16 protein-coding genes are annotated in these 21,939 nt (G+C 69.0%); 5 read left to right on the forward strand and 11 right to left on the reverse strand.

The features are described 5' to 3' along the window. The first annotated feature begins 7 nt into the window (after positions 1 to 7). On the forward strand, positions 8 to 940 hold the full coding sequence (locus tag LCL61_RS41200) for a cytochrome P450 (RefSeq protein ID WP_340684738.1): 933 nt from the start codon (positions 8 to 10) through the stop codon (positions 938 to 940). Between the two features lie 4 nt (positions 941 to 944). Here the strand turns inward: LCL61_RS41200 and LCL61_RS41205 are convergent, their stop codons facing one another. The 6 genes from LCL61_RS41205 to rplM all read right to left on the reverse strand — a co-directional run bounded on the left by LCL61_RS41205 (position 945) and on the right by rplM (position 6,915). Then, positions 945 to 1,418 carry a hypothetical protein gene (locus tag LCL61_RS41205; RefSeq protein WP_340684739.1) on the reverse strand — a complete coding sequence of 158 codons (474 nt, stop codon included), beginning with the start codon at positions 1,416 to 1,418 and terminating at the stop codon, positions 945 to 947. Between the two features lie 30 nt (positions 1,419 to 1,448). Beyond that, on the reverse strand, positions 1,449 to 3,908 hold the full coding sequence (locus tag LCL61_RS41210) for a hypothetical protein (RefSeq protein ID WP_340684740.1): 2,460 nt from the start codon (positions 3,906 to 3,908) through the stop codon (positions 1,449 to 1,451). After that, a complete protein-coding gene (locus LCL61_RS41215; RefSeq protein WP_340684741.1) occupies positions 3,905 to 4,216 on the reverse strand; it encodes a hypothetical protein in 312 nt (103 codons plus the stop codon). Before LCL61_RS41215 ends, LCL61_RS41210 begins: the two co-directional genes overlap by 4 nt. 137 nt (positions 4,217 to 4,353) lie before the next feature. After that, positions 4,354 to 5,688, reverse strand: coding sequence for a phosphoglucosamine mutase (gene glmM / locus LCL61_RS41220; RefSeq protein WP_340684742.1), 1,335 nt, complete (start codon positions 5,686 to 5,688; stop codon positions 4,354 to 4,356). A 256-nt stretch (positions 5,689 to 5,944) separates the two neighbouring features. Beyond that, on the reverse strand, positions 5,945 to 6,448 hold the full coding sequence (gene rpsI, locus LCL61_RS41225; protein ID WP_034304312.1) for a 30S ribosomal protein S9: 504 nt from the start codon (positions 6,446 to 6,448) through the stop codon (positions 5,945 to 5,947). A gap of 14 nt (positions 6,449 to 6,462) precedes the next feature. Continuing rightward, positions 6,463 to 6,915 (reverse strand): 50S ribosomal protein L13, encoded by a 453-nt coding sequence (gene rplM / locus LCL61_RS41230; RefSeq protein WP_005166833.1) that lies wholly within the window; start codon positions 6,913 to 6,915, stop codon positions 6,463 to 6,465. 276 nt (positions 6,916 to 7,191) lie between these two features. Between rplM and LCL61_RS41235 the strand changes: the two genes are divergently transcribed. Further along, the gene (locus LCL61_RS41235) at positions 7,192 to 8,082 is read left to right on the forward strand and encodes a hypothetical protein (protein WP_340684743.1); all 891 of its coding nucleotides are present in this window, start codon (positions 7,192 to 7,194) and stop codon (positions 8,080 to 8,082) included. Positions 8,083 to 8,141: 59 nt separating this feature from the next. After that, positions 8,142 to 8,879: a DUF4333 domain-containing protein gene (locus LCL61_RS41240; RefSeq protein ID WP_340684744.1), complete on the forward strand. Its 738-nt coding sequence runs from the start codon at positions 8,142 to 8,144 to the stop codon at positions 8,877 to 8,879. 248 nt (positions 8,880 to 9,127) lie between these two features. Here the strand turns inward: LCL61_RS41240 and LCL61_RS41245 are convergent, their stop codons facing one another. After that, on the reverse strand, positions 9,128 to 11,071 hold the full coding sequence (locus LCL61_RS41245; RefSeq protein ID WP_340684745.1) for a type VII secretion-associated protein: 1,944 nt from the start codon (positions 11,069 to 11,071) through the stop codon (positions 9,128 to 9,130). A gap of 68 nt (positions 11,072 to 11,139) precedes the next feature. Continuing rightward, a complete protein-coding gene (gene eccCa / locus LCL61_RS41250) occupies positions 11,140 to 15,147 on the reverse strand; it encodes a type VII secretion protein EccCa (RefSeq protein WP_340684746.1) in 4,008 nt (1,335 codons plus the stop codon). 469 nt (positions 15,148 to 15,616) lie between these two features. Between eccCa and eccD the strand changes: the two genes are divergently transcribed. Beyond that, positions 15,617 to 16,981: a type VII secretion integral membrane protein EccD gene (eccD, locus tag LCL61_RS41255; protein ID WP_340688809.1), complete on the forward strand. Its 1,365-nt coding sequence runs from the start codon at positions 15,617 to 15,619 to the stop codon at positions 16,979 to 16,981. A 23-nt stretch (positions 16,982 to 17,004) separates the two neighbouring features. Next, the gene (gene mycP, locus LCL61_RS41260) at positions 17,005 to 18,651 is read left to right on the forward strand and encodes a type VII secretion-associated serine protease mycosin (protein ID WP_340684747.1); all 1,647 of its coding nucleotides are present in this window, start codon (positions 17,005 to 17,007) and stop codon (positions 18,649 to 18,651) included. Positions 18,652 to 18,739: 88 nt separating this feature from the next. On the opposite strand, the gene LCL61_RS41265 is transcribed toward mycP, so the two are convergent. The 3 genes from LCL61_RS41265 to eccB form a co-directional block, all read right to left on the reverse strand. Further along, positions 18,740 to 19,885, reverse strand: coding sequence for a WXG100 family type VII secretion target (locus LCL61_RS41265; RefSeq protein ID WP_340684748.1), 1,146 nt, complete (start codon positions 19,883 to 19,885; stop codon positions 18,740 to 18,742). Between the two features lie 5 nt (positions 19,886 to 19,890). Further along, the gene (locus LCL61_RS41270; RefSeq protein ID WP_340684749.1) at positions 19,891 to 20,205 is read right to left on the reverse strand and encodes a hypothetical protein; all 315 of its coding nucleotides are present in this window, start codon (positions 20,203 to 20,205) and stop codon (positions 19,891 to 19,893) included. Between the two features lie 68 nt (positions 20,206 to 20,273). Continuing rightward, a complete protein-coding gene (eccB, locus tag LCL61_RS41275) occupies positions 20,274 to 21,827 on the reverse strand; it encodes a type VII secretion protein EccB (protein ID WP_340684750.1) in 1,554 nt (517 codons plus the stop codon). Between the last annotated feature and the right edge of the window lie 112 nt (positions 21,828 to 21,939).

Consider the following 21,939-nt stretch of genomic DNA (forward strand, 5'->3'; position numbering starts at 1 on the left):
TACGAACGTGGACGACTTCTTCGTGCTGGACGATCCGGCGGATCGCGTCAAGGCCCTGCGCGACCGCGAGCTCAGCTCGAACCCGGGCGGTTCCGCGGCCGAGACCCCGAATCTCCTGCTGATGGACGGCGCCGGCCACCGGCGGCTGCGCGCGGTGGTCAAGGAGGTCATCGCCCTGGTGGAGCCCCTGCCGGATGCCCTGCTCACAGACCTCCGCGTCACGATTAGCCCGCTAAAGTCGAGTGCGCGGTTCGACCTGGTGGCCGATTTCGCCAGGCCGGTGGCGGCCAGGGTGACGGAGGCGGTGCTGGGCACGGTCGAGCCACTCGGCGAGAAGCTGCTGACGAACCTGTCGGAGACCGCCGCGAATCTGGATGTCTGGTCGGGCGGGCCCGCCGGGGCCGACACCGCCGCGCTCAGGGTCGCGATGTTCTTCCTCAAGGCGACGGCTGTCGAAGGCGGCGGGCTGGCGCTGCTCCGCGAAGCGCACGAAGCGGGCCGGATCACCGAAGACGAGCTGATGATCACGCCGGTGATGCTCGCCCACGCGGCGTACGAGAACTCCATGAACTTCCTCGCCCTCGCCGGTCTCGAACTCCTACGCCGTCCAGACGTCCTCGACGACGTACGCGGCCTGATCCACGAAATCGCCCCGACCCGCTTCGCCGCGCGCCGCGTGACAGCGCCGTTCTCCTTGGCGGGCAAGGACTTCGCGGCCGGGGACAAACTGGCCATCCCGCTGGGCCCCGACGCCGAGCTCGCCTTCGGCCTCGGCAGGCACACCTGCCCCGGCTCGCGAGTCGCGGTCGCCGAGGGCGAAGCCGCGCTTCGCGCCCTTGCCGAGATCCTGACTCCCGACCACGTCGCCGAGGAGGTGCGGTACAAGACGCACGCCGTCTTCCACGGCGTCGAGCGGGCCGTCGTAGCGCTGCGAACCTGACCGCTCAGGTCGCCAGCCAGTCGGTGTTGGCGAAATCGTCGTCGTCGCCCCGCGCGGCGGCCGCCCGCCGATGCCGCCCGGCCGGACGCTCCTCCGGCACGGGCGCCGGAGGCGGCGGCGGGGGAACGGACGGAGCAGGCGGCCGGTACGCGATCGGCGGCTCCTCGGCCGTCCGATACCCGGCGCGGCGCTCGTTCTCGGTCTCGTCCTCCTCGAACCCGAAGTCGCCGTCGTCCTCGACCTTCTCGCTGAGCGTCGACTCGGTCGCCCAGCCACCCGCGGCCTTGGCCTTACGGTTGCGCTCCTGCAACCGGACGATGACGCCGCCCTGGATCTTCGACTGTTTGTCGAATTTCTCCTTGGCCTCGGCGAGCGCCTCTTCACGGCGCTTGTCGAGCAGAGCCATCCGGGCGGAGTTCTCGCTCTCCAAGTTCGCCAATTTGCTCTTCATCGCGGCAAGCGCGTCTTCGGAACCCACGGTCAGTCCTCCCCTCGCTGATGCCGGCCGCTAGCGGAACCCGATGACACCGTCGTCGTCGAGAGAACCACTGATCCGGCTGCTCGACGTCGCGGTGTCGAAGAGACCGCCGTCGACGCGGTAGCCGCTCGAGGTGCGCTGCTGATCCTCGCCACTGCCGCCCGCTCCGGCACCGCCCATCATGCCGCCGCCCATCATGCCCATTCCGCCGCCCATGGCCATGGCGGACTGATCACCGCCGCCTGGCGCCGAGCCGAGCCCTGAGGATGCGGACGTGGACGCGCCGCCGCCGGCTCCCGCCGGGTCGGAGACCTCACCGAGTCCGTCATCGCCCATGGGGTTGCTCAGCGACTGTGGCGAGGTCGACTCCGAATCCGCCGCCGGTGAGGTCTGTTCGGTGGCGGCCGCCGGGACTTCGACCGCGCCGGAAGCCGGAACGTCGTGCGTTCGCCCGGACTGGCCTCCGTTTTGCGAGGCCGGCTCCGGATCGGCTTGCGCCGTCGCATGGTCCCTCGCCACCGCTTCGACCGGATGACCGGGAACGTGCTCGGCGGCGTGCCTGCCACCCGGCGCGGCGACGTCCGAACGAGCTTCGGGAGCGCCACCGCCGGCGGTCTTGGACGCGGGGCTCTCTTCGCCGAGGGTGTAGGTCGTCGGCTTGCCACTGCCGTCGTCGACCGTCACGCGCGTCGGTCCTTCAGGTCCGTCCGGCCGCTCGGCGGTGATCTTGAGGCCGCCGTCCTCGATGTGGATCTTGCCGTCCGGACCGGGTTTGAACGCCTGGTCGTCCGCGCGCGGAGCGTCCGGCAACTGAGCGGTGTCACCCCCGGGTCCGCGGTTCGGTGTGTCATCCGGCAACGGCCGCGAGTCACCGAAGTCGAGCTTGTACTCCTTCGGCTGCCCTGTGCCGTCTTCGACCGAGATCCCCATCTTGCCGTCCTTGCCGGGCTCGGCCATGGAGATCTTGTGATCGCCCTGCTCGACGGTGACGGATTCCGGGCCCTCCGGTTTGACCGCCTCACCGGTGCGCGGATCGATCGGATACGCCTCGCCGGTCTCCGGGTCGACTTCGAGCGGCTTGTCCGTGACGGGGTTGATGTTCGGATCCGGCGGGCTCGGCGGCGCCGGAGGGGCGGGAGGTTTCGTGTCGCCGATCGGCGTGGTGTTGCCCCCGCCACCACTACCTGGTCCGGAGCCCGGCCCGCCGGCGCGACCTCCGCCGTCGTCCGCTCCTCCGCCGGTCTTGAACCCACCGTCCGAGGTCCCGGCCGCCGCGTCGAGATTGACGAACGGATTCTCTTCGAGCTGGCTGAAGAAGTCGGTCAGGCCTTGCCAAGCCCCCGCGACCGCGGTGTGGGTATTGGCGCACATGGTTCTGAAGTCGGTCAGGTACTTCGAGTAGAACGGATTGAAGGTCCCCGACAGATAAGCCTTGACCTGCCCGATGATGTGATCGATCGTGTCGCTGTCGAGGTCGCAGTCGTCATCGTTGATCATGTCGCGCGACTGCTGGTCGAGGAACTTCGAGCAGTGCTTGAAATCGTCCTGGCTGGCATTGTTGCCGAGCTCGGCGATGCGGATGATCCGATCCAGGTCCTGCGCGGTCACCTCGCCGAGGCGGTCGCACGACGCCTTGATCATCCAGTCGGCCTTGTCACGGCAGAACTTCGCGACCGAACCGGCCGCCGTCATCATCGCGCCGGCGGCGTGTTCCGCGCCGTCGGCGACGACCTTCGTCTTGGCCTCGTAGTTCTGCTGATAGGTCCGGGCCTGGTCTGCGGCGGCCCCCTCCCAGCCTCCGAGGTTCTTCTTCATCTCCCCGGAAACATCACCGGAGGAAGTGGCGACCGCTTCCTTCAGCTTCGTGAACTCATCGGCACCAGCCGCGAATTTCCCGAACGGGATCTTCCTCTGCTGGTCGTACAGCTCACGCAACTGGTTGATGTCGGCAGGCGCACCGGAATGCACCGCCGCGACCGAACGGTTGTAGAGCGGCACGAAGATCTCGATGTTCCGGAACGACGGCTTGCCGAAGTCCAGGATCTGGTCTGAGGTCTCCGCGGCGGGGTTGGTCGCGGACGCCTTGGAGGCCATCTGATCGAGGCCCGTCCTGGCGTCGGCGTTGGCCTTCTGATTCGCCTGACGGTCTTCCTCGGCGAACTTGTCGACATAGCCTTTGGCGTTGCCGTACGCGACCTGAACACTTTCTTCCAGGCTGTTGATCACCGGGATGTCGGACAGCATCCCGCCCCAGAAGTTGTTCCCGTTGAGATCGCCTTCGCTGATCTTCATCTGCGCCTTTACGGCGTCACGGAAACCGTTCTTGTCCTCGTCGCTGGCGAAGCCGACCTCATCGGGGTCTTCGTCTTCGATGTAGTCGATGTACTGGAGAGCGAGATCACGCCGGACGTCCCATGGGATCCGCTCGTCGTTGATGATCTGCTCGACCTCGGCACGGGTCGGGAGGTCGTCTTCTTCCTGGGCGGTCACCGGCCGCTCGCCTTCACGGACTGACTCGTGTCGGCTTCGTTGGCCTCGTACTTGCCGCCCGAAGCGTTCAGCTTCTGCGCGAACAGGTCAGCGGCCTTGAGGTAGCTGTCGGCCATGTTGGCCAGCCGCGTGACGGCGGGCCGGTACGGGCCGTAGCTGTCCTGGTGCCCCTGCCCGAAATCCATCGCGACCAGCTGGATGTCCTTGACCGCGGCCAACGGCTGCTCCAAAGCGTGCTTCGGAATGTCGCTCAGTGCCTTGGCCGCCTGCGTCAACGCCTGCGGATCGACCTTGTGGCCGCCGGACATGTCTCCCCCCTCACCCTGGGCAACGATCTGCGTCGGAGATCAGACGTGGCCCAAGCCCTCCCGGTGCCGTTCCTTGCACACGGAATGTACCGGGCCGGTAACCCCAGCGCAGCGACTTGGGGAGATCGTGAGAGGGGTTACGAGGCGGAGGAGACGACTCCGGCGAGCCGGTCGGCGGCCGCCTGTGCGGTGTCGTGCGCGGGGGCTTCGACCATGACGCGGACCAGTTGCTCGGTGCCCGACGGGCGCAGCAGGACACGGCCTTCTTCGCCGAGTTCGGCCTCGACGGCGCCGACGGCGTCGCGGACAGCGGCCGAGACGGCGACCGCCGCCTTGTCCGCTACCGGGACGTTCACCAGCACCTGCGGCAGGCGGTTCATGACGGCGGCGAGGTCGGCGAGCGACTTGCCGGTGGACGCCATGCGGCTCATCACCCGCAGCGCGGTGAGGAGGCCGTCGCCGGTGGTCGCGTAGGCGGGAAGGACGACGTGGCCCGACTGCTCGCCGCCGAGCGCGAACCCGCTCGCGCGGAGCTCCTCGAGGACGTAGCGGTCGCCGACGGCGGTGGTGACCAGGTTGATGTCGTGCGCGCGCATCGCCAGGTGCAGGCCGAGGTTGCTCATCACGGTGGCGACCAGGGTGTTCTTGGTCAGCTCGCCGGTCTCGGCGAGGGCGAGCGCGAGGACGGCCATGATCTGGTCGCCGTCGACGAGTTCGCCCGAGGCGTCGACCGCGACACAGCGGTCGGCGTCACCGTCGTGCGCGATCCCGAGGTCGGCGCCGTGCTCGACGACGGCGGCACGCAACGCTTCCGGGTGATTCGACCCACAGTGCTCGTTGATGTTCACGCCGTCCGGATCGGCGTGGATCGCGATGACCTCGGCACCGGCCTTGCGGTACACCTCGGGAGCGGCGAAGGAGGACGCGCCGTTCGCGCAGTCGACGACGACGCGCAGGCCCGCGAGCGGGTGCGGGGTGGCCGACAGCAGGTGCTGGATGTAGCGGTCACCCGCGTCGGGGACGTCCTTCACCCGGCCGACGCCGATGCCGGTCGGACGGGTGACGGGAGCGGCGAGACCGGCTTCGATCTCGTCCTCGATCCCGTCGGGCAGTTTGTGGCCACCCGCCGCGAAGAGCTTGATGCCGTTGTCGGGCATGGGGTTGTGGGAGGCGGAGATCATCACGCCGAGATCCGCTTCGAGCGCGCCGACCAGGTACGCGACGGCGGGCGTCGGGAGGACGCCGAGCCGGAGCACGTCGGCACCCGCGGACGTGAGGCCCGCCACGACGGCGGCCTCGAGCATCTCGCCACTGGCGCGCGGGTCACGGCCGACGACCGCGACCGGGCGGTGCGAACGGTCGTGGGCGGCCAGAACGCGGGCGGCGCTGGCGGCGAGCGAGAGCGCCAGCTCCGGGGTCAGCTCCTCGTTGGCGAGGCCACGTACGCCGTCGGTACCGAATAGACGAGCCATCTGTCGACCTCCTTGAAAAACCACCACGACAACCTAGCCAGTCCCCCTGCCTGCCCACCCGCGCCCCCGTCTCGCCTTTAGCGGGCTAAACGCGACGCGCGCGACTTTAGCGGGCTAAACGTGACACGGGTGGGGCGCAGGGGGCAGGTGTGACTTGTGGGACTGGGGGCGAGCGGGGACCGAGGGACCCCGGAAACACGGAAGCGCCCATCCGAGAGACGGATGGGCGCTTCCGCGGGTTGCGCCAGAGGCGCGATCAGCGCTTGCTGTACTGCGGAGCCTTACGGGCCTTCTTGAGGCCGTACTTCTTCCGCTCCGTGGCGCGAGCGTCACGGGTCAGGAAGCCGGCCTTCTTCAGGGCCGGGCGGTCGTCGGCGTCGACCTCGACGAGCGCACGGGCGATCGCGAGGCGGAGCGCGCCGGCCTGGCCCGAGATCCCGCCACCGTGCAGGTTGGCGAAGATGTCGAACGAGTCGGGCTTGTCGACCGTCACCAGCGGCTCACGGATGAGCTGCTGGTGCACCTTGTTCGGGAAGTACTCTTCGAGCGTGCGGCCGTTGAGCTTGAACTCACCGGTACCGGGAACGACGCGCACCCGGACGACGGCTTCCTTGCGACGGCCGACGGTCTGGGCGTTGCCACCGGCGGCACGCGACGGGCGCGGGGCGGCGGGGGTCTCGCTGGTCGCGACGGCGTCGCCGACCGGAGCGGTCTCCGTGGTCGCGACAGCCTCGACGGCCTCGGTCTCGGTGCTGGTCACAGACTGTTCCTCACTCACTGCGCGACCTGCGCGATCTTGGTGATCTCGCGCGCCTGCGGCTGCTGCGCGGCGTGCGGGTGCTCGGCACCGGCGTAGACCTTGAGCTTCTTCGCCTGGGCGCGGCCGAGCTTGTTCTTCGGGAGCATGCCCTTGACGACCTTCTCGAGCAGGTGCTCGGGCTTGGTGTCGAGCAGTTCGCCGAAGGAGCGCTTACGCAGACCACCGGGGTAACCGCTGTGCCGGTACGCGAACTTCTGCTCGCGCTTGTTACCGGTGAGCGCCACCTTCTCGGCGTTGACGATGATGACGAAGTCACCGGTGTCCACGTGCGGGGCGTAGGTCGGCTTGTGCTTGCCGCGCAGCAGCGTGGCGACCTCGGTCGCGAGCCGGCCGAGCACGACATCCTCGGCGTCGATCACGTGCCAGGCACGAGTGACGTCGCCGGGCTTGGGGCTGTACGTGGGCAAGGGTCTACCTCGTCGTCAACATTGCGTGTGGGTTCTGTGCGGGCCTAGCGCTTACGCGCCGCAGCGCACAACGACATATGAAGATACCCCCACGCCCGACCCTACTGCGAAGCGGGGGTCGGTCCGGGGTCCCATACTAGGACCGGCGCCCGGCGGGCGCCCCGCAACTGTACCTCGCCGGTGTGGCGGAACCGCCCACGGCATCGTCCTTCGCGGGAGAGGATGAGACGATCCGGACGCGCACCGCGCGCGGGGGACTCGATCAGGGGAACGGCGATGAACAAACGTCCAACGACCATCTTGTGCGTGCTGGGCGCCGTGCTGGCGCTCACCACCGCCTGCGGCCAGGGGCGGGCGGGCACCGCCGTGCCGAAGGGTGACGACGCGGCGACCTACGTCGGCACGAAGTTCGAAACGGCGATGAACAAGCTCCAGGACACCATCGGCCAGCAGCGCGACGTCACCAGCGAGTCGGGCGCCTACTTCCGGTTCGACGAGAAGTACATCCGCAGCACGATCTCCTCGGCCCGCACCGGTTCGCCGGAAGGCCGGGTCAGCCGCCAGCGTTCGCAGAAGAACCCGGACGACAGCATCGACTGGTACACGCCTGCCGACGGGACCGTCGAGTACGTGTACCTCGGCCCCGTCTACAAGAGCCTCGCCCCGACACCGTGGGTCTCGATGCCGAAGTCGGAGGCCGGGCTGGCGATCCCGTGCGCCTGGGTCGGGATCATCACCGCCTGCAAGATGGCCGACGCGATCGCCGTGTCCTACAACGCGGACAAGAAGATCGTGAAGGGCGCCAAAAGCCTTCCGGAGAACCGGATCGAGCTGACCGCCGACGTCCCGTTCGGGAAGTTCATGGAACGGCGGGTGGAGATCCTGCCGCCGTCGATCAGCGGGGCGGTCACGGCCGAGATGAAGAAGGCGCCGGTGCACACCACCGTCTCCCTCAACTCGGACGGGACGCTGAACCAGATCGTGATGGACGCCAAGATCGAGGGTGGCGGGCACAAGATCGAGCTGCGCTACGACTTCCGCTTCACCGGCAAGGCGAGTGCGCAGGACTTGCCCAAGCTGCCCGACGCCTCGCAGATCACCGTGCTGCCGGACAAGGCGGCCAAGGACGACTTCAACCGCCGCTTCAACGAGTTGAAGGGCGTCTGAGGCATGGCCCCCTTTCGTCCCGACGCCGTGAAGTTCCCGAAGTCCCGAGGTGACCACCGATGAGCCAGCCCCCCGAACAGCAGCCGCAGCAGTGGTGGCAGCCGCCCGCGAATCCCGCGAACCAGCAGCAGGGCTGGCAGCAGGAAGGCCAGGCCACCGGACCGCATGCCGGGCAGTGGCAGCAGAACGACCCGAACGCGGCGACCACTGGTTCCTACACGGGACAGTGGCAGCAGCAGCCCGGCGTCACCGGCTCCTTTTCCGGGCCCTGGCAGCAAAGCAGCACCCCAGCACCGGGGACGGCGTGGCAGCAACCACAGCAGCAGCCCGCGCCGCAGCAGCAGGATTGGCAGGCACAGCAACAGGTTCCGGGCACTCCCCCGCAGGGCCAGTACGGCGGCGGGTTCCAGCCCGCCCAGCAGACACAGTCTTCGCAATACGGCGGCCTCGGCGCTTTCGGGGCAGAGACGGCGAAGAAGCCCAAGGCTTCCAAGAAGACCTTGCTGATCGGCGGGATCGCCGCGGCCGTCGTGATCGCGGGCGGCGTCGGCGCTTGGCTGCTCGGCGCGTTCGCGGGCGACACGCTCGACCAGAAGTCGGTCCAGGACGGTGTCGTCCGCGTGCTCAACGAGCACTACGGAGAGCCGGACGTGAAGAACGTGTCCTGTCCTTCCGGCCAGCCGGTCGAGAACGGCACCACGTTCGACTGCTCGATCGATCTTTCGGGGCAGCAGAAGAAGGTCACCGTCCGGGTGCTGAACACCAGCCCGGAATTCGAGGTCGGCGCGCCACACTGACCCGCTGCCGGACGAGAAAAGCCGCGACGATTCCCGTCNCGGACGACGGCGGGAGTCGGCGCGGTCTCGCCGCCCGCGAGCCGTCCCTTGCCGAATTGCTTCGCCAGTTCGGCGTTCTCACCCCGGCGGCGTTCGTAGCGCGCCTTGGCCGTGCGGGCGACCTGCCGCGCATAAGTGACCGCGTCGCGCCCTGTACGCGCGAAGTGTTCGGCGGCGGTCTCGGGTTCGGGTGGCATGTGCCTCCCCCTTCAGTTGATGACCACCATCGTCTTGACGACCTGCTCGCAGGCCGCGCTCACGCGTTGTTCGAGTGGCGAGCCGGTGCCGTACTGGCACCCGATGTGGACGCGAGTCTTTCCCTGCACGACGACGTACCAGTCGACGCGCGCGCTCGGCTTGGTCTCGCGGTAGTAGATGACGGTCTTCCCGGCGTACTGCGCGGCGCCGTTGAAGCCGCTGTACTTGTCCGGCTCTCGCCGCGCCAGCGCGGCGAGTTCGTCGACGAGCTTCTGTCTGTCGGCCGTCGCGTCGTAGTCCATCACGTTCTCCTGGGCGACCACGAGATCGTCACCGGTGAGAGATTCGCTGGGGTGGATCACCACCTGACGCTTGGCGACGCGGTCGTCGGTCTGTGTCCAGTCCGGCGGCGCGATGAAGCGGTAGTCGTACTGGGCGAGTGTGCGGCCCTCCGGCTCGGCCTCCCCGCTGTTGACCGCGAAGAGGATGCCTCCGACGACCGCCGCGACGGCCACCACGGCCCCGGCGATGATCCAGGGCAGCTTCTTGTTCTTCCCGCCGCCCTCGGTGGCCTTGGGCTCCCGGGCGGGCTCACCCGGGAGCCACGGCGGCGGGGGTGCCGCTATTCCCTGCTGTCCCATCGGAGGCGACGGCGGCCCCTGCCGCGTCGCGTTTAGCGGGCTAAACGCGCTCTGCGGGGGTGGGCCGGGCGGGAACGGGGGGCGCGGGGCGTCGGGACGCCGGTCGGCGGGCGCGGGCGCGGGGCCGCCCCCGGCACGGGAGACCGCGGAGCCCGCGAGCGAACCCGTCCGGTCCGGGTCGATCAGCACCGCACGCAGGGCACCACGGGCGACCACGGTCTCCGGCTGGTCCAGGGTCGTCGGTACGACACCGGTCCGCTCGTGCACCAGCCGGGACACCATCGGGATCCGGCTCGACCCGCCGACGAGGAAGATCGCCGTCAGCTGCTTCGGCCGCAGCCCGGAATCGCCGATCGCGGCCACGGTCAGCTCGACCGCGCGGCCGAGCGGGCCCGCGATGAGCCGCTCGAGGTCTTCCCGGGTCACATGGGCGTCGGCGAACGGCGGTGGCATGGGGACGTCGGTGTACGCGTGCCGGGAAAGCGTCTCCTTCGCGCCGCGCACGTCCTGCCGCAGGACGCGCCGCCGCCTTCTGTCGGTGAGCTCGCGGCCCTCGACGAGTTTCCGCCATTCCGGCGGATCGGCCGACGACACCAGCGAACCCACGTGCTCCAGGAGCGCCTGATCGACATCCGCTCCCCCGAAGCTCGGATCGCCCCGGGTGGCCAGCACCTGGAACCCGGCGCGTTTAGCGGGCAAACTGCGATCCGCCGGGCTGCCGGGCATGCGCTGCACCACGGAGACGTCGACGGTGCCACCGCCGAGGTCGAGTACCGCCAGCGCGTCGCCGGGGCGGCCGCTGAACTCGACGGTGCGCTCGGAATTGAGGTCGGCAGGGGCGAACGTCGCCGCGTGATAGACCGCCGCGGCGACCGGCTCCGGCACGAGCGCGACCTGACGCGCGAGCCCGCCCGCCGCCTGCCGGAGCAGCCGGGTTCGGGTCGCGCCCCAATCGGCGGGATGGGTCAGGACGAGCAGCTCGACCTCGGCGTCGCCGGCGAGCCGGCGCGCCTCGGTCACCGCGCGCTTCAGCACGGCGTGGACGACGTCGGTCACGCGCAGGACGTTGTCGCCCAGCAGCAGGTCGCCTTCGTCGATCCGGCGCTTCGGGTTCGGCTCGTAGCGCGACGGATCCACCGCCGCCTGCCGCTCCGCCTCCTGGCCGACGAACAGCGTCCCGTCCGGCGCGGCGTAGACCGCCGACGACATCAAGGGCTGCCCGTCCACCACGACGACCTGCGGCTCACGGCCGTTGATCGAAGCGACTACGCAGGTGCTCGATGTCCCGAAGTCCACCGCTACCCGCACTGTCACAAGCCACTCCCGCAGATCGTCGTCGTCACCCCACGCCCGGCCCTTGCCTCACCTGGTTCCGCGGGAGGTCAGTCCGGCTGGATCCACGAGACCTGCATGAGCTGCTTGCCGTGCTTCCGGGTCACGAGGTTGCCTCGGCCCGGCGGCATCTGGCTCGGCTTCACGTTGGCGACCAGGTTGCCCTCGTCTCGCGAGCCGTTCATGACCATACCGGGCGCCGCGATCTCCCTGAGCTTGCCGAGGATCGGGTCGAACATCGCCCGGCTCGCGCCACCACTGCGGCGCACGACGACGATGTGCAGACCGACGTCCTTCGCCTGCGCGAGGAATTCGGCGAGCGGCTTCAGCGGGTTGCTCGTCTGCGTGGCGACCAGGTCGTAGTCGTCGACGATGACGAACAGCTCGGGACCGGTCCACCAGGACCGGGTCTTGAGCTGTTCCTGCGTGACGTCCGGACCGGGGAGGCGCCGGGTCATCGACCCGTGCACGTCCTTGACCATGCTCTCCAGCTGCGCGGCGGACACCGCGTAGCCGAGCAGTTGGTCCCCGCCGATGAAGCCGAGCATCGTGCGCCGGTAGTCGACGAGGATGATGACCGCTTCCTGCGTCGTGTACCGCTCGGTGATGCCCCTGGTGATCTGGCGCAGCAGGTTCGTCTTGCCCGACTCGCCGTCCGCGAACGCGTAGAAGTGCGAATCGGCCGCGAAGTCGAGGTAGATCGGCTGGAGGTCTTCCTCGTTGACGCCGATCGGCACCAGCTTCGTGTTGCGCTTGGTGTCGATGCTGAGGACCTCGTCGTAGGTGACCATCTCGGGCAGCAGGCGGACCTGCGGCGCCGGGCGGCCCTTCCACGCGGCCTTGATCTTCGCGACCGCGTCGGCGACGCCGGCGGCGACGTCGTCCGGGTTGCTCGATCCGTCGATACGCGGAAGACCGGTCAGCAGGTGGAGCTTGTCCCTGGTGAGACCACGGCCGGGGCGTCCGGCTGGGACGTTCACCGCGACCCGGCGGTCGATGTCCGACTCGCTCGGGTCACCGAGGCGAAGCTCGAACCGGGTACCGATCATGTCCTTGATCGCCGGGCGGATGTCCGCCCACCGGTTCGCCGCGATGATGACGTGCACACCGTAGGAAAGACCCTGGGTGGCGAGCTTGGTGATCGAGGTCTCCAGCTCGTCGAAGTCGTCCCGCAGCGCCTTCCAGTTGTCGACGATCAGGAAGGCGTCACCGAAGGCGTCTTCCTCGGGCTTGATCTCGCCCCGCCGTTTGCGGTTGCGGAACTCGTTCATCGAGTCGATGCCCATCGCGCCGAACCGGCCTTCCCGCTCGGTGAGCAGGGTGGTCAGCTCGGCCACGATCCGGCGGGCCTTGTCCGGCTCGCGCCGGGCGACGGCCACGCCACCGACGTGCGGCAGGCTCTGGAGACCGGCCAACGTACCGCCACCGAGGTCGAGCGCGTAGAACTGCGCTTCCTCGGGGGTGTGGGTCAGCGCCATCGACATGATCAGCGTCCGGAGCATGGTCGACTTGCCTGACTGCGGACCGCCGACGATCACACCGTGCCCGGCGCCACCGGAGAAGTCGGCCCACAGCAGGTCACGACGCTGCTCGTACGGGCGGTCGACGATACCCATCGGCACCTGGAGCCGTCCGTTGCCGAAGAACCCGACCGGGGAAAGACCGCGGTCGTCGGTGGGGTTCAGGTTCGGCAGCAGGGTGTCGAGCGAGTTCGGCTCCTTGAGCGGCGGCAGCCAGACCTCGTGCGCGGGCGGGCCCTGGCCGATCAGCCGGGACACGATCACGTCGAGCTCACTGGGCTCGACGGCCTCCTCCGACTTGGCCTCTTCCACCGGCGCGGCCTCGATCTGCTGCGGCTCCGGTTCCTTCGGCAGTTCGACGAAGTCCGGGACGAACAGCTGCGGGCGCTTGTCCGCGCGGACCACGGTCGCGACCGGGCCGGCGGCCTTGATGCCCGCGGGCCGGTACGGACCCGAGACGTACGAGGCCTTGAACCGCACCAGCGTCGAGGTGTCGTACTTGAGGTAACCGCCACCGGGCACGGACGGCAGCTCGAACGCGTCGGGCACGCCGATCGCGGCACGGGATTCCGCGGCGGAGAAGGTCTTCAGACCGATGCGGTAGGAAAGGTGCGAGTCGAGACCGCGCAGCTTGCCCTCTTCCAGCCGCTGCGACGCGAGGAGCATGTGCATCTGCAGCGACCGGCCCAGACGGCCGATGGCGACGAACAGGTCGATGAAGTCCGGCTTCGCGGCCAGCAGTTCGGAGAACTCGTCACAGACGATGAAGAGCGCGGGCAGCGGGTCGAGGTCGGCGCCGTTCTCGCGGGCCTTCTCGTACTCCCAGACGTTCTTGAAGTTACCGCCGTTCTTCAGCGCCTCCTGGCGCCTGTTCATCTCGCCCGCCAGCGCGTCCTTCATCCGGTCGACCAGCGTGACCTCGTCCGCGAGGTTGGTGATGACCGCGGAGACGTGCGGGGCGGCGTCCAGGCCGAGGAACGTCGCACCACCCTTGAAGTCGACGAGGACGAAGTTCAGCGTGCTCGACGAGTGCGTGGCGAGCATGCCCAGCACCAGGGTGCGAAGGAACTCCGACTTACCGGAACCGGTCGCCCCGATGCACAGGCCGTGCGGGCCCATGCCCTCCATCGCGGCTTCCTTGATGTCCAGCTCGACCGGCTGGCCGTACTCGCCGACACCGAACGGGACGCGATAGCGGTCACGCACGGGACGCGGCCGCCAGGCCTGCTGGACGTCGAAGGTCATCGGGTCGCCGGGGATGCCCAGCAGCTCCAACAGACCGGGGTTGGACAGCAGCGGCTCTTCCTCGGCGGCGTCCTGCGCGGCGGTGCCGACGCGGTACGGGGCGAGGAGCCGGGCCAGCGCTTCGGCCTCGACCACGCTGAGCGTGTCCGGACGGCCGAACCACTCGACGCCGCCGGCGCTGCGCGCGCCGAGGCGGTCTTCCTCGACGACTAGCCGCAGACCACGACGGGCCGCGAGGTTGCCGATGGAGTCGGAAAGGTCGATCAGGGTGACGCCGACCAGACCCTCTTCGAGGATGATCTGCTCCTCGCGGGTGACCTCGGCGTCGTCGACGATGATGACGATGTGCGGCTGGTCCGGGGCCGGCGTCGCGTTGCGGGAGAACCGCTGGCGGTCACGGAGTTCTTCGTCGAGCCACTGCTCGATCTGCGCGAGGGAGCCCGCCATCATCCGCAGCTGGCCGATACCGTCGGCGAGCGCCGGGTGCTGGGCGTGCGGCAGCCACTTCGCCCACTCCCACTCCTCCTTGGCACGGCCCGCCGTCGCGACCGCGATGAGGACGTCGTCGGGGCTGTGGAAGGTGACCAGCTGGGCCAGCATCGCGCGGGTGAGGCCGCGGGTGAGACCGCGGTCGCCCTGCATGCTGACCGCGGCGAACCCGCGAAGGGTGATCTGGGTCGGGAGGTCCGGGACGATCGAGTGCGCGCGGACGAACCGGCGCAGGGCGAGCGTGGCGATCGGCTCCAGCTCGTCGACCGGGCCGGTCTGCGGTGGCACCAGCCGCGTCGCGAGGCGGTGCGAGCTGCGGCCGACGCGGAGGTGGAGGAAGTCCTGGTCGTTCTGGCGGCGTTCCCACATGCGGCGGCTCGCGGCCAGCGACCACAGGGTCTGCGGGTCGGGGTGGACCCATTCGAGAGCGGCGCGCTGGTCGACCATGGCCTCGCGGGCCCTGTCGCGCATCTGGCCGAGGTAGCGCAGGTAGTCCTTGCGGTCCTCGTCCATCTCGGCCTTTTTGGCGCCGCCGCCCTTGCCCGCGCCGCCGGCCATCATGCCGACGGTGCTGAGCACCATCATGCCGCCCATCATCATCATCATGGGATTACGTCCACCGGTCGTGAACATGAAGATCATCATCCCGATGGAGGCGACGATCATCACCGCGGGAAGCAGCTTCATGACGATGTTGCCCGGGATGGTGCGCGGCACCTCAGGCGGCGGTTCGAGATGCACCTCGCCGCCCGGCGGCCGCGGCGCCGCCAGACGCGGTGACTTCTTGAACTGCAGCGTGCTCATCGAAGGACCCCTCTTCAAACTCGACGATGGCGGCCACCGTTGGTGCGCGTACTGGTGCGCGAGACAACCTATCGAACGTGGCCGGTGAAATCCGGACAACGCCGAGAACGGCCCCGGCCGGGGCCGTACGCATGTCGGGAGTGTAGGGCTCCGGCTCCGCCGACGTGCGTTTAGCGGGCTAACCGCGATCCGGCGCCCACACGCCCGGACGTGCGTTTAGCCCCCTAAACGCGATCCGGCGGTCCGGGGCGCCCAGGTGCCCGGGGCTCAGGCGCGTCGCGTTTAGCCCGCTAAAGTCGACGCGCCGGCAGCCGGTCAGGGAGGCTTCGCAGGTCGCCTCTCCTACTTTTGCCGGTCTTTTTCCGACAGTCGATGATGTGGGCACCCGGGTTCGGTATAGGTTCCCCCGGGAGCAGACTCTCAGGGCAGGGGGAAGGCAGTGGCAACGGGCACGACGGTATTCAGCAGGGTGACGGTGGTCGCGCCACGCACCCGGATCGACGTGGCTTTGCCGGCTGACGTCGCGGTGGCGGACCTGCTGCCCATGCTGTTGGAGATGGCGAAGGAGGCGACGCCGGACGGCGGCGCCCGCCACGGCGGCTGGGCGCTGGCGAAGCTGGGCGACGCACCGCTCGACCCGAGCCGGACCCTCGCGTCCCTCGGGGTGGTCGACGGCGAGCTGCTGCAGCTGCGCAAGCGCAACGAGAACCCGCCGCCCCCGCTGTACGACGACGTCGTCGACGCGATCGCCGAGTCGTCCCCGGACAGCTTCCGTCCGTGGACCAAGGAGACGGCACGCCGCTTCGGGCACATCGCGGGCGGCCTGGCGCTGTTCTTCGCGGCCCTCGCGCTCTTCACCAGTGGCTCTTTCTACGGCGGCAACGCGCTCGCCGCCGCGATCGCCGGCGGTGTCGGCGCGATCGCGTGCGTCGCGATCGGCGCGACACTGGCCAAGGCGTACCAGGCCGAGGCGACCGGCGTCCTGATCGCCGCCGCGGGCGGTCTGCCGCTGGCTTTCGTCAGCGGGTTCTACATCGTGCCGGGGCTGTCCCTGTGGGCGAACCTGTTGCTCGCGAGCACTCTCGTGATCATCGTGGCGGCGGTCTGCATCCTCGTCATCGGACACGGGATCACCACCTTCATCGCGGCCGCGACGACGGCCACGATCTCGGCGCTGACGTTCCTGGCCGCGACGCTCATCGACACCCCGATCGCCGGGATCGCCGCCGGCGCCACCGCGTTCTCGCTGGCCTGCATCTCGATCCTGCCGCGCGCGACGATCAAGCTCGCCGCCCTTCCGACGCCGCACGTTCCCGGCAGCGCCGAAGAGCTCAAGGAAGACTCGGGCTTCCCGGACTACCGCGCCATCGAACGCCGCACCGCGGTCGCCCACGAGTACATGACCGGTCTGCTGACCGGCTGCGGCGCGGCCACGGCGCTGTTCGCGATCATCGCCTCGACTTCGCCGACGGTCTTCGGGCCGATCCTCGGTGTGATCGCCACGCTGGTCCTGCTCCTCAGGGCGCGGGCGTACGCGAACGGCGCGCAGGCCATCGCCCTGCTGACCACCGGCATGGTGTCCGGCGCGGGCATCCTGCTCGGCTGGATGTGGTCGGCGAGCCCGCTGAACCGCGTCCTCTTCGTGTTCGGCGCGCTGCTGTTGATCGGCGCGGGCGCGCTCGTGGTCGGCGTGATCTTCCCGAACCAGCGCTTCTCGCCGCCGCTGCGGCGGACGGTGGAGATCTTTGAGGCCGTCTTCATCGCGACGGTGCTCCCGCTGGCGCTCGGCGTCATGGATCTCTACACGACGCTGCGCCACCTCAACTTCAAGTGACGACCCGATCGGATGATGTTCTGATGGCCGTAGCGCGGAAGTCCAGGGGGACGCGCGTCCGCCACCTCGGCCTCGCCGGACGTACCGGAACGGTGCTGCTGGCGGCCGGTATCGGTGTTCTTTCGCCGGCGTCGGTGGCTCTTCCCGCGTGGGCGCAGCAAAGCAGCGTCGCGCCGGACGCCGGCGGCTACTACGCGACTCCACCCCGGGTGGACCCGTCCAAGAAGCCGAACGACTCGGGGAAACCGGACAAGACCTACGAGAAGAAGACCGAGTGCGTCCAGCGCAGCAAGCTCGGCGGCGACCAGGTCGACATCAAGAACCGGCCCTGGGGCCAGGAGTACCTGCAGATCGAAAAGGTCCACCAGCTGATGCGCGGCGCCGAGAAGTCGGTCGGCGGCGGCATCAAGGTCGCCGTGATCGACACCGGTGTCTCCGCGCACCCGTACTTCGGGGGCCGTGTCGAATCGGGTGGCGACTACGTCGCGACGCCCGGCGGAGGCAAGGCACCCGGGCTCGAGGACTGTGACGGCCACGGCACCGAGGTGGCGGGCATCATCGCCGCGAACCCGCCCGACGCGAGCATCGGGTTCCGAGGGGTGGCGCCGGACGCGACGATCCTGTCGATCCGCCAGTCCAGCCAGAACTACGAGGAAGCGGAGAAGAAGGAAGAGCCGCCGCCACCGGTTTCTTCCAACAACCCGGCTCCCCCTTCCTCGTCGAACAATCCGGGTTCGCAGCTACCGCCGTCCTCCCAGGGGAACGGTGCTGTCGGCGGAACCTCACCGGGCCAGGACAAGGGCGGACGGCAGCAGGAACAGGGCAAGACAGCCGGCACACTGACCACGCTCGCGCAAGCGGTGGTCCGGGCCGTCGATCAGGGCTCCAACGTCATCAACATGTCGGTCGACAACTGCCGCGCAGCCAGCGGCAGCATCACCAAGGGCGAGCAGGAGCTTCAGGCGGCGGTGAACTACGCCGTCAATCGCAATGTGGTCGTCGTCGCGGCAGCGGGCAACGTCGGCGACAAGTGCCCGCAGAACGATCAACCGGATCCCAAGGCCCCCAAGACGATCGTCACTCCGCCTTGGTTCTCCGAAGACGTGTTGTCGGTCGCGGCGATCGACGAGACCGGCGGTGTCGCGGAGTTCAGCGTCCACGGGCCGTGGGTCAGTGTCGCCGCGCCGGGCACCAAGATCATCTCGCTGGACCCTGCGGAGGGGTCCAGCAGCCTGGCCAACCTGACCATCGAGGGTGGCAAGGACCCCGGCCCCATCCAGGGGACCAGCTTCGCCGCCCCGTACGTCGCCGGCGTGGCCGCGCTCGTGCGCCAAAAGTTCCCGGAGCTGAGCGCCCGTGACGTGATGAACCGGATCAAGGCGACAGCACAGCACCCCGCGGCGCCGGGCGGACGGGACAACTTCGTCGGCTTCGGCGTCATCGATCCGATCGCGGCGCTGACGGCGATCGTGCCCTCGGAGGCGGACAAGGCCAAGCCGGTCCAGCTGCCCGCGAACCTGCCGCCGGCGAACGACCGCGACCCGGCCCCGATGATCGTCGCGCTCGCCGGAACTGGCGGGGGCCTGGTGGCGCTGCTCGTCACGCTGTTCGTGGTGCACTCGGTCCGCCGCAACCGGCCGGCCGCCTCACCGGGCCGCAAGACCCCGTAGGACCTGCGTTTCGCGGGCTAAGTGCGATCTGACGCGGACTCGCCTCCGAGCCGCCCAGATCGCACTTAGCCCGCGAAAGTCGCTCTGCCTACTTGGCGGGCTTGGGCTTCGGAGCGGGCTTCGCCGGCTTCTCGTCCTCACCGATCACGGGCGGGACGACCTGGCCGGGCTCACCGACCACATCGGACGGCTTCGAGGCGGGCCGCGTCTTGGACTGGTGAGCCGTCTGGCCTCCGCCCATGCCGCCCATCCCCATCATCGGCGCCATCCCCATCGGCATCATCGCCGATCCGGCCCCGGCGACCCCCTGCCCATGAGCCGGAGCGGCCTGAACGGGCGCGACCTCCGAGACCAGTGCCTGCCCCTGCTCGATCAGCGGCTCCTGTGACCCGGTCTGCCTGCCGTCGGCCGCGGACGGCGACGTCGACTGCTCTTCAGCCGCCGCGCCGGAATCCACCTCAGCGGAAGCCTTCTCAGGCACCGGCGCACCCTGCGCCTCGGAATCGTCGTGAAGCTTGAATTCGTCCTGCGGGTACCGGTGCGCGATCGAAATGCTCCGCGAGCCGGCGTCAGGATCGTCGACGCCGTCGCAAAACCGCACGAAGCCTTCGAGGACATTGCGTGCGGCTTCGTAGAGCGCCTTGGCCGACTCCTGCGCCTCCTCCAGCTGGGTCCGCGCCCGCCGGACGCCGCCGACCGGCAGCATCGCGGTCTCGGAGGTCAGTTCCGCCGTGTCGATCAGGACCTCGACGAGGTCGGTCAGGATGCGGCGGATCGACAGCACCAGTTCGTCGAGCGAGCTCGCCAGCGTGGTGAGGGCGTCTTCGACGTCGGAGCCTGCGGCGTTGATGTCCACGATGTACGCGACGAAGGCGTCAGCGTCCTTGCCGGACCAACCGGCGTCGAGACGTCCGAGGTCCTCCGACAGTTCTTTCGAGACGTTGCCCGCGGTCTTCGCCGCTTTCCGGAGCAGGTCCGCCTCGTTCTTCAAGTCCTCCCAGCGCCCCGCCAGCGGGGTCAGGTAGGCCTCGACCGGATCGATCAGCCCCAGATGCCCGGACAGCTCCGAGACGAAGGCGAGATGCGGTGCCGCGGCCTCGATCAGCTCCTCGCCGCCCGACCCCGTCGCGTTTAGCGGGCTAAACGCGATCGGGGGCGCCTCGGGAGCGGCAGGGCGTGCGGCCGCCATCGGGTGCGGGATGGAATCCGTCGGGTTCTCCGATTCGGCGATCATGCGGTTCAGAGCTCCACTGCGCGCTTGATCGTCTGCGCGGCCTCGTCGTCGTGCCCGGCGTGCCGCGCGGTCACCGTGTGCAGGGCCTCGGACGCCGACCTCAGCGCGGCCGCGCCCTCCACCAGCTGACGCCGGATGGCCTCGGCCGCACGCCCGTAGGACGCGCCAAGGCCCAGTTCCTCGCCCAGCGTGCCGTGTGACTCGACGGTGACGCCCGCACCCGTCACCTCCGCGGCCGCCAGGTCGAGCTCTCCGGCGGCCGCGTCCACCCGTTTCGCGTAGTCACCGACGACGTCGCCGTCGATCTTCAGGCCGGCCACTGCACCCTCCACTCACCCGATTCCGCTCGGGCGTTGAGACGCTCGCGCCGCCCGGGGGGTTCCCGTGCTCAGTTACCCGCCGGAGCCTGCTGCGACTGCGTGGCGACCGAACCGGCCCTATCGTCGATCGGCACCGTGTCGAACGTCCGGAGCACGTCCTGCGTGTTCAGCGAAGCGCCCGTCGGCAGGATCCTGACGATGGACTCGGGCGCGGGCACCCGCTTGTTCAGACCGATCGAATCCGCCGTGACGGCGTCGGGGACGCCGTATCGGATCCCGCGATCGGAGATCAGCTGGATCGGCCCCTTGTCGAAGGTCTCCTTGCCGGTCGCCGACTGGACGACCGCCGCGAAACCCGGCTCCATGTAGAAGCTGTTGATCGGCGCGCCGACCGGGCCGGGGGTACCGATCTTGACGCCGGGGGCGGACCCGTCGGCGTTCCTGCCCTTGGGCAGCTTGTCGTCGACGAACACGGCCGTGTGCGCGTCCCGCGAAGCGCCCTCGCCGGTGATGGACCAGCTCAGGCAGGAGACCCGGGAACCCTGGGTCGCGTTGAGTACCGTCGGCACGGTCTGGGGGTACGCGTCGAGCTCGACGACCTGGGAAACCCGCGTGAGGTTGCGGATCGCGCCGAGCGGCACGGACTTGACCGAGGTGCTCCCGTCGTTCTTCCCGGTCTGCACGATGTCCGCGACGGCGGGCGAGATGGATTGGATGCCTTCCCTCGTGATGAGGTGGAAGTCCTTCCGCCCTTCGGCCTGCTCGGTGGAGAACACGTCGCCGACCCGCATGCCTTCGATCTCGTAGTTCGGGCGCTCACCCTTGCCAGGGACGTCCGGGAGCTTCAGCTCCGGCACCTCGGGGATCGCGTCCAACAGACCCTGCGAGATACCGCGGGGCTGATTGGGCAGTTTCAGCGCGGAACGGACGGCGTCGGCGTCAGGTTTGATCTCGGCCTTGACGGCGTTGGCGTTCCGGACGTTCGGGTCGGGCTTCTGCCGGTAGACCAGGTATTCGCGGCCGTTGGCGCCCTTGACCAGTAAGGCTTCGTTCTGGCCGAGTTCACGGCTTCCTAGCTGCTTCACACCCGCGTAGACGGTCGTCTCCGTCTTCGTGAGGTCCGGCTGAGGCACCGACGGGTCGTACATGACCTCGTCGCACACACCCCAGTCCGGGGAGACCCGCTGGGTTTCCGTCGGCATCAGCTGCGGGCCGTTCGGAATACCCATGAGCTGGCCGCGGGGAATGTTCTTCAGCTGTTCGTCCGAGACGACTGTGGGGTTCTTCACTTCGGAGGCCTGCGCGGGTCCGGAAGGCTTGGCGCCCGCCTGCTGCGCCCCCTGCTTCGACTGCGCGATGATCAGCAGCCGCGCGGAGGCGAGGTTGAAGGTCGGGATCAGTTTCTTCGGGTTCCCGGCCACGACGTAGACCGTTCCGGACTGCTCGCCGATGACGATGTTGCCCGCTTCGGGCACGGACGGCTTCGGGCTCAGCAGGCCCCAGATGACGAAGACCAGGACGCCCAGCGCGGCCAGCACGACACCCACGATGGTGGCCCGCGTGTGCGTGCGCATCGGGTCGTGGAGCATGACGGCGTCGCGACGGACCAGCGCGGATTGCATCCGTCGCAGAACGAACTGATAAGCCTGAACTTGAGACTTAGTAGTCGGTGTTGATGGCATTCTCGACCTACAGTCCTCCCCGTCGCGGTACGGTTCCGCAGGATAGCCGTAC

The sequence above is a fragment of the Amycolatopsis coloradensis genome (assembly GCF_037997115.1).
Lineage (GTDB): Bacteria > Actinomycetota > Actinomycetes > Mycobacteriales > Pseudonocardiaceae > Amycolatopsis > Amycolatopsis coloradensis_A.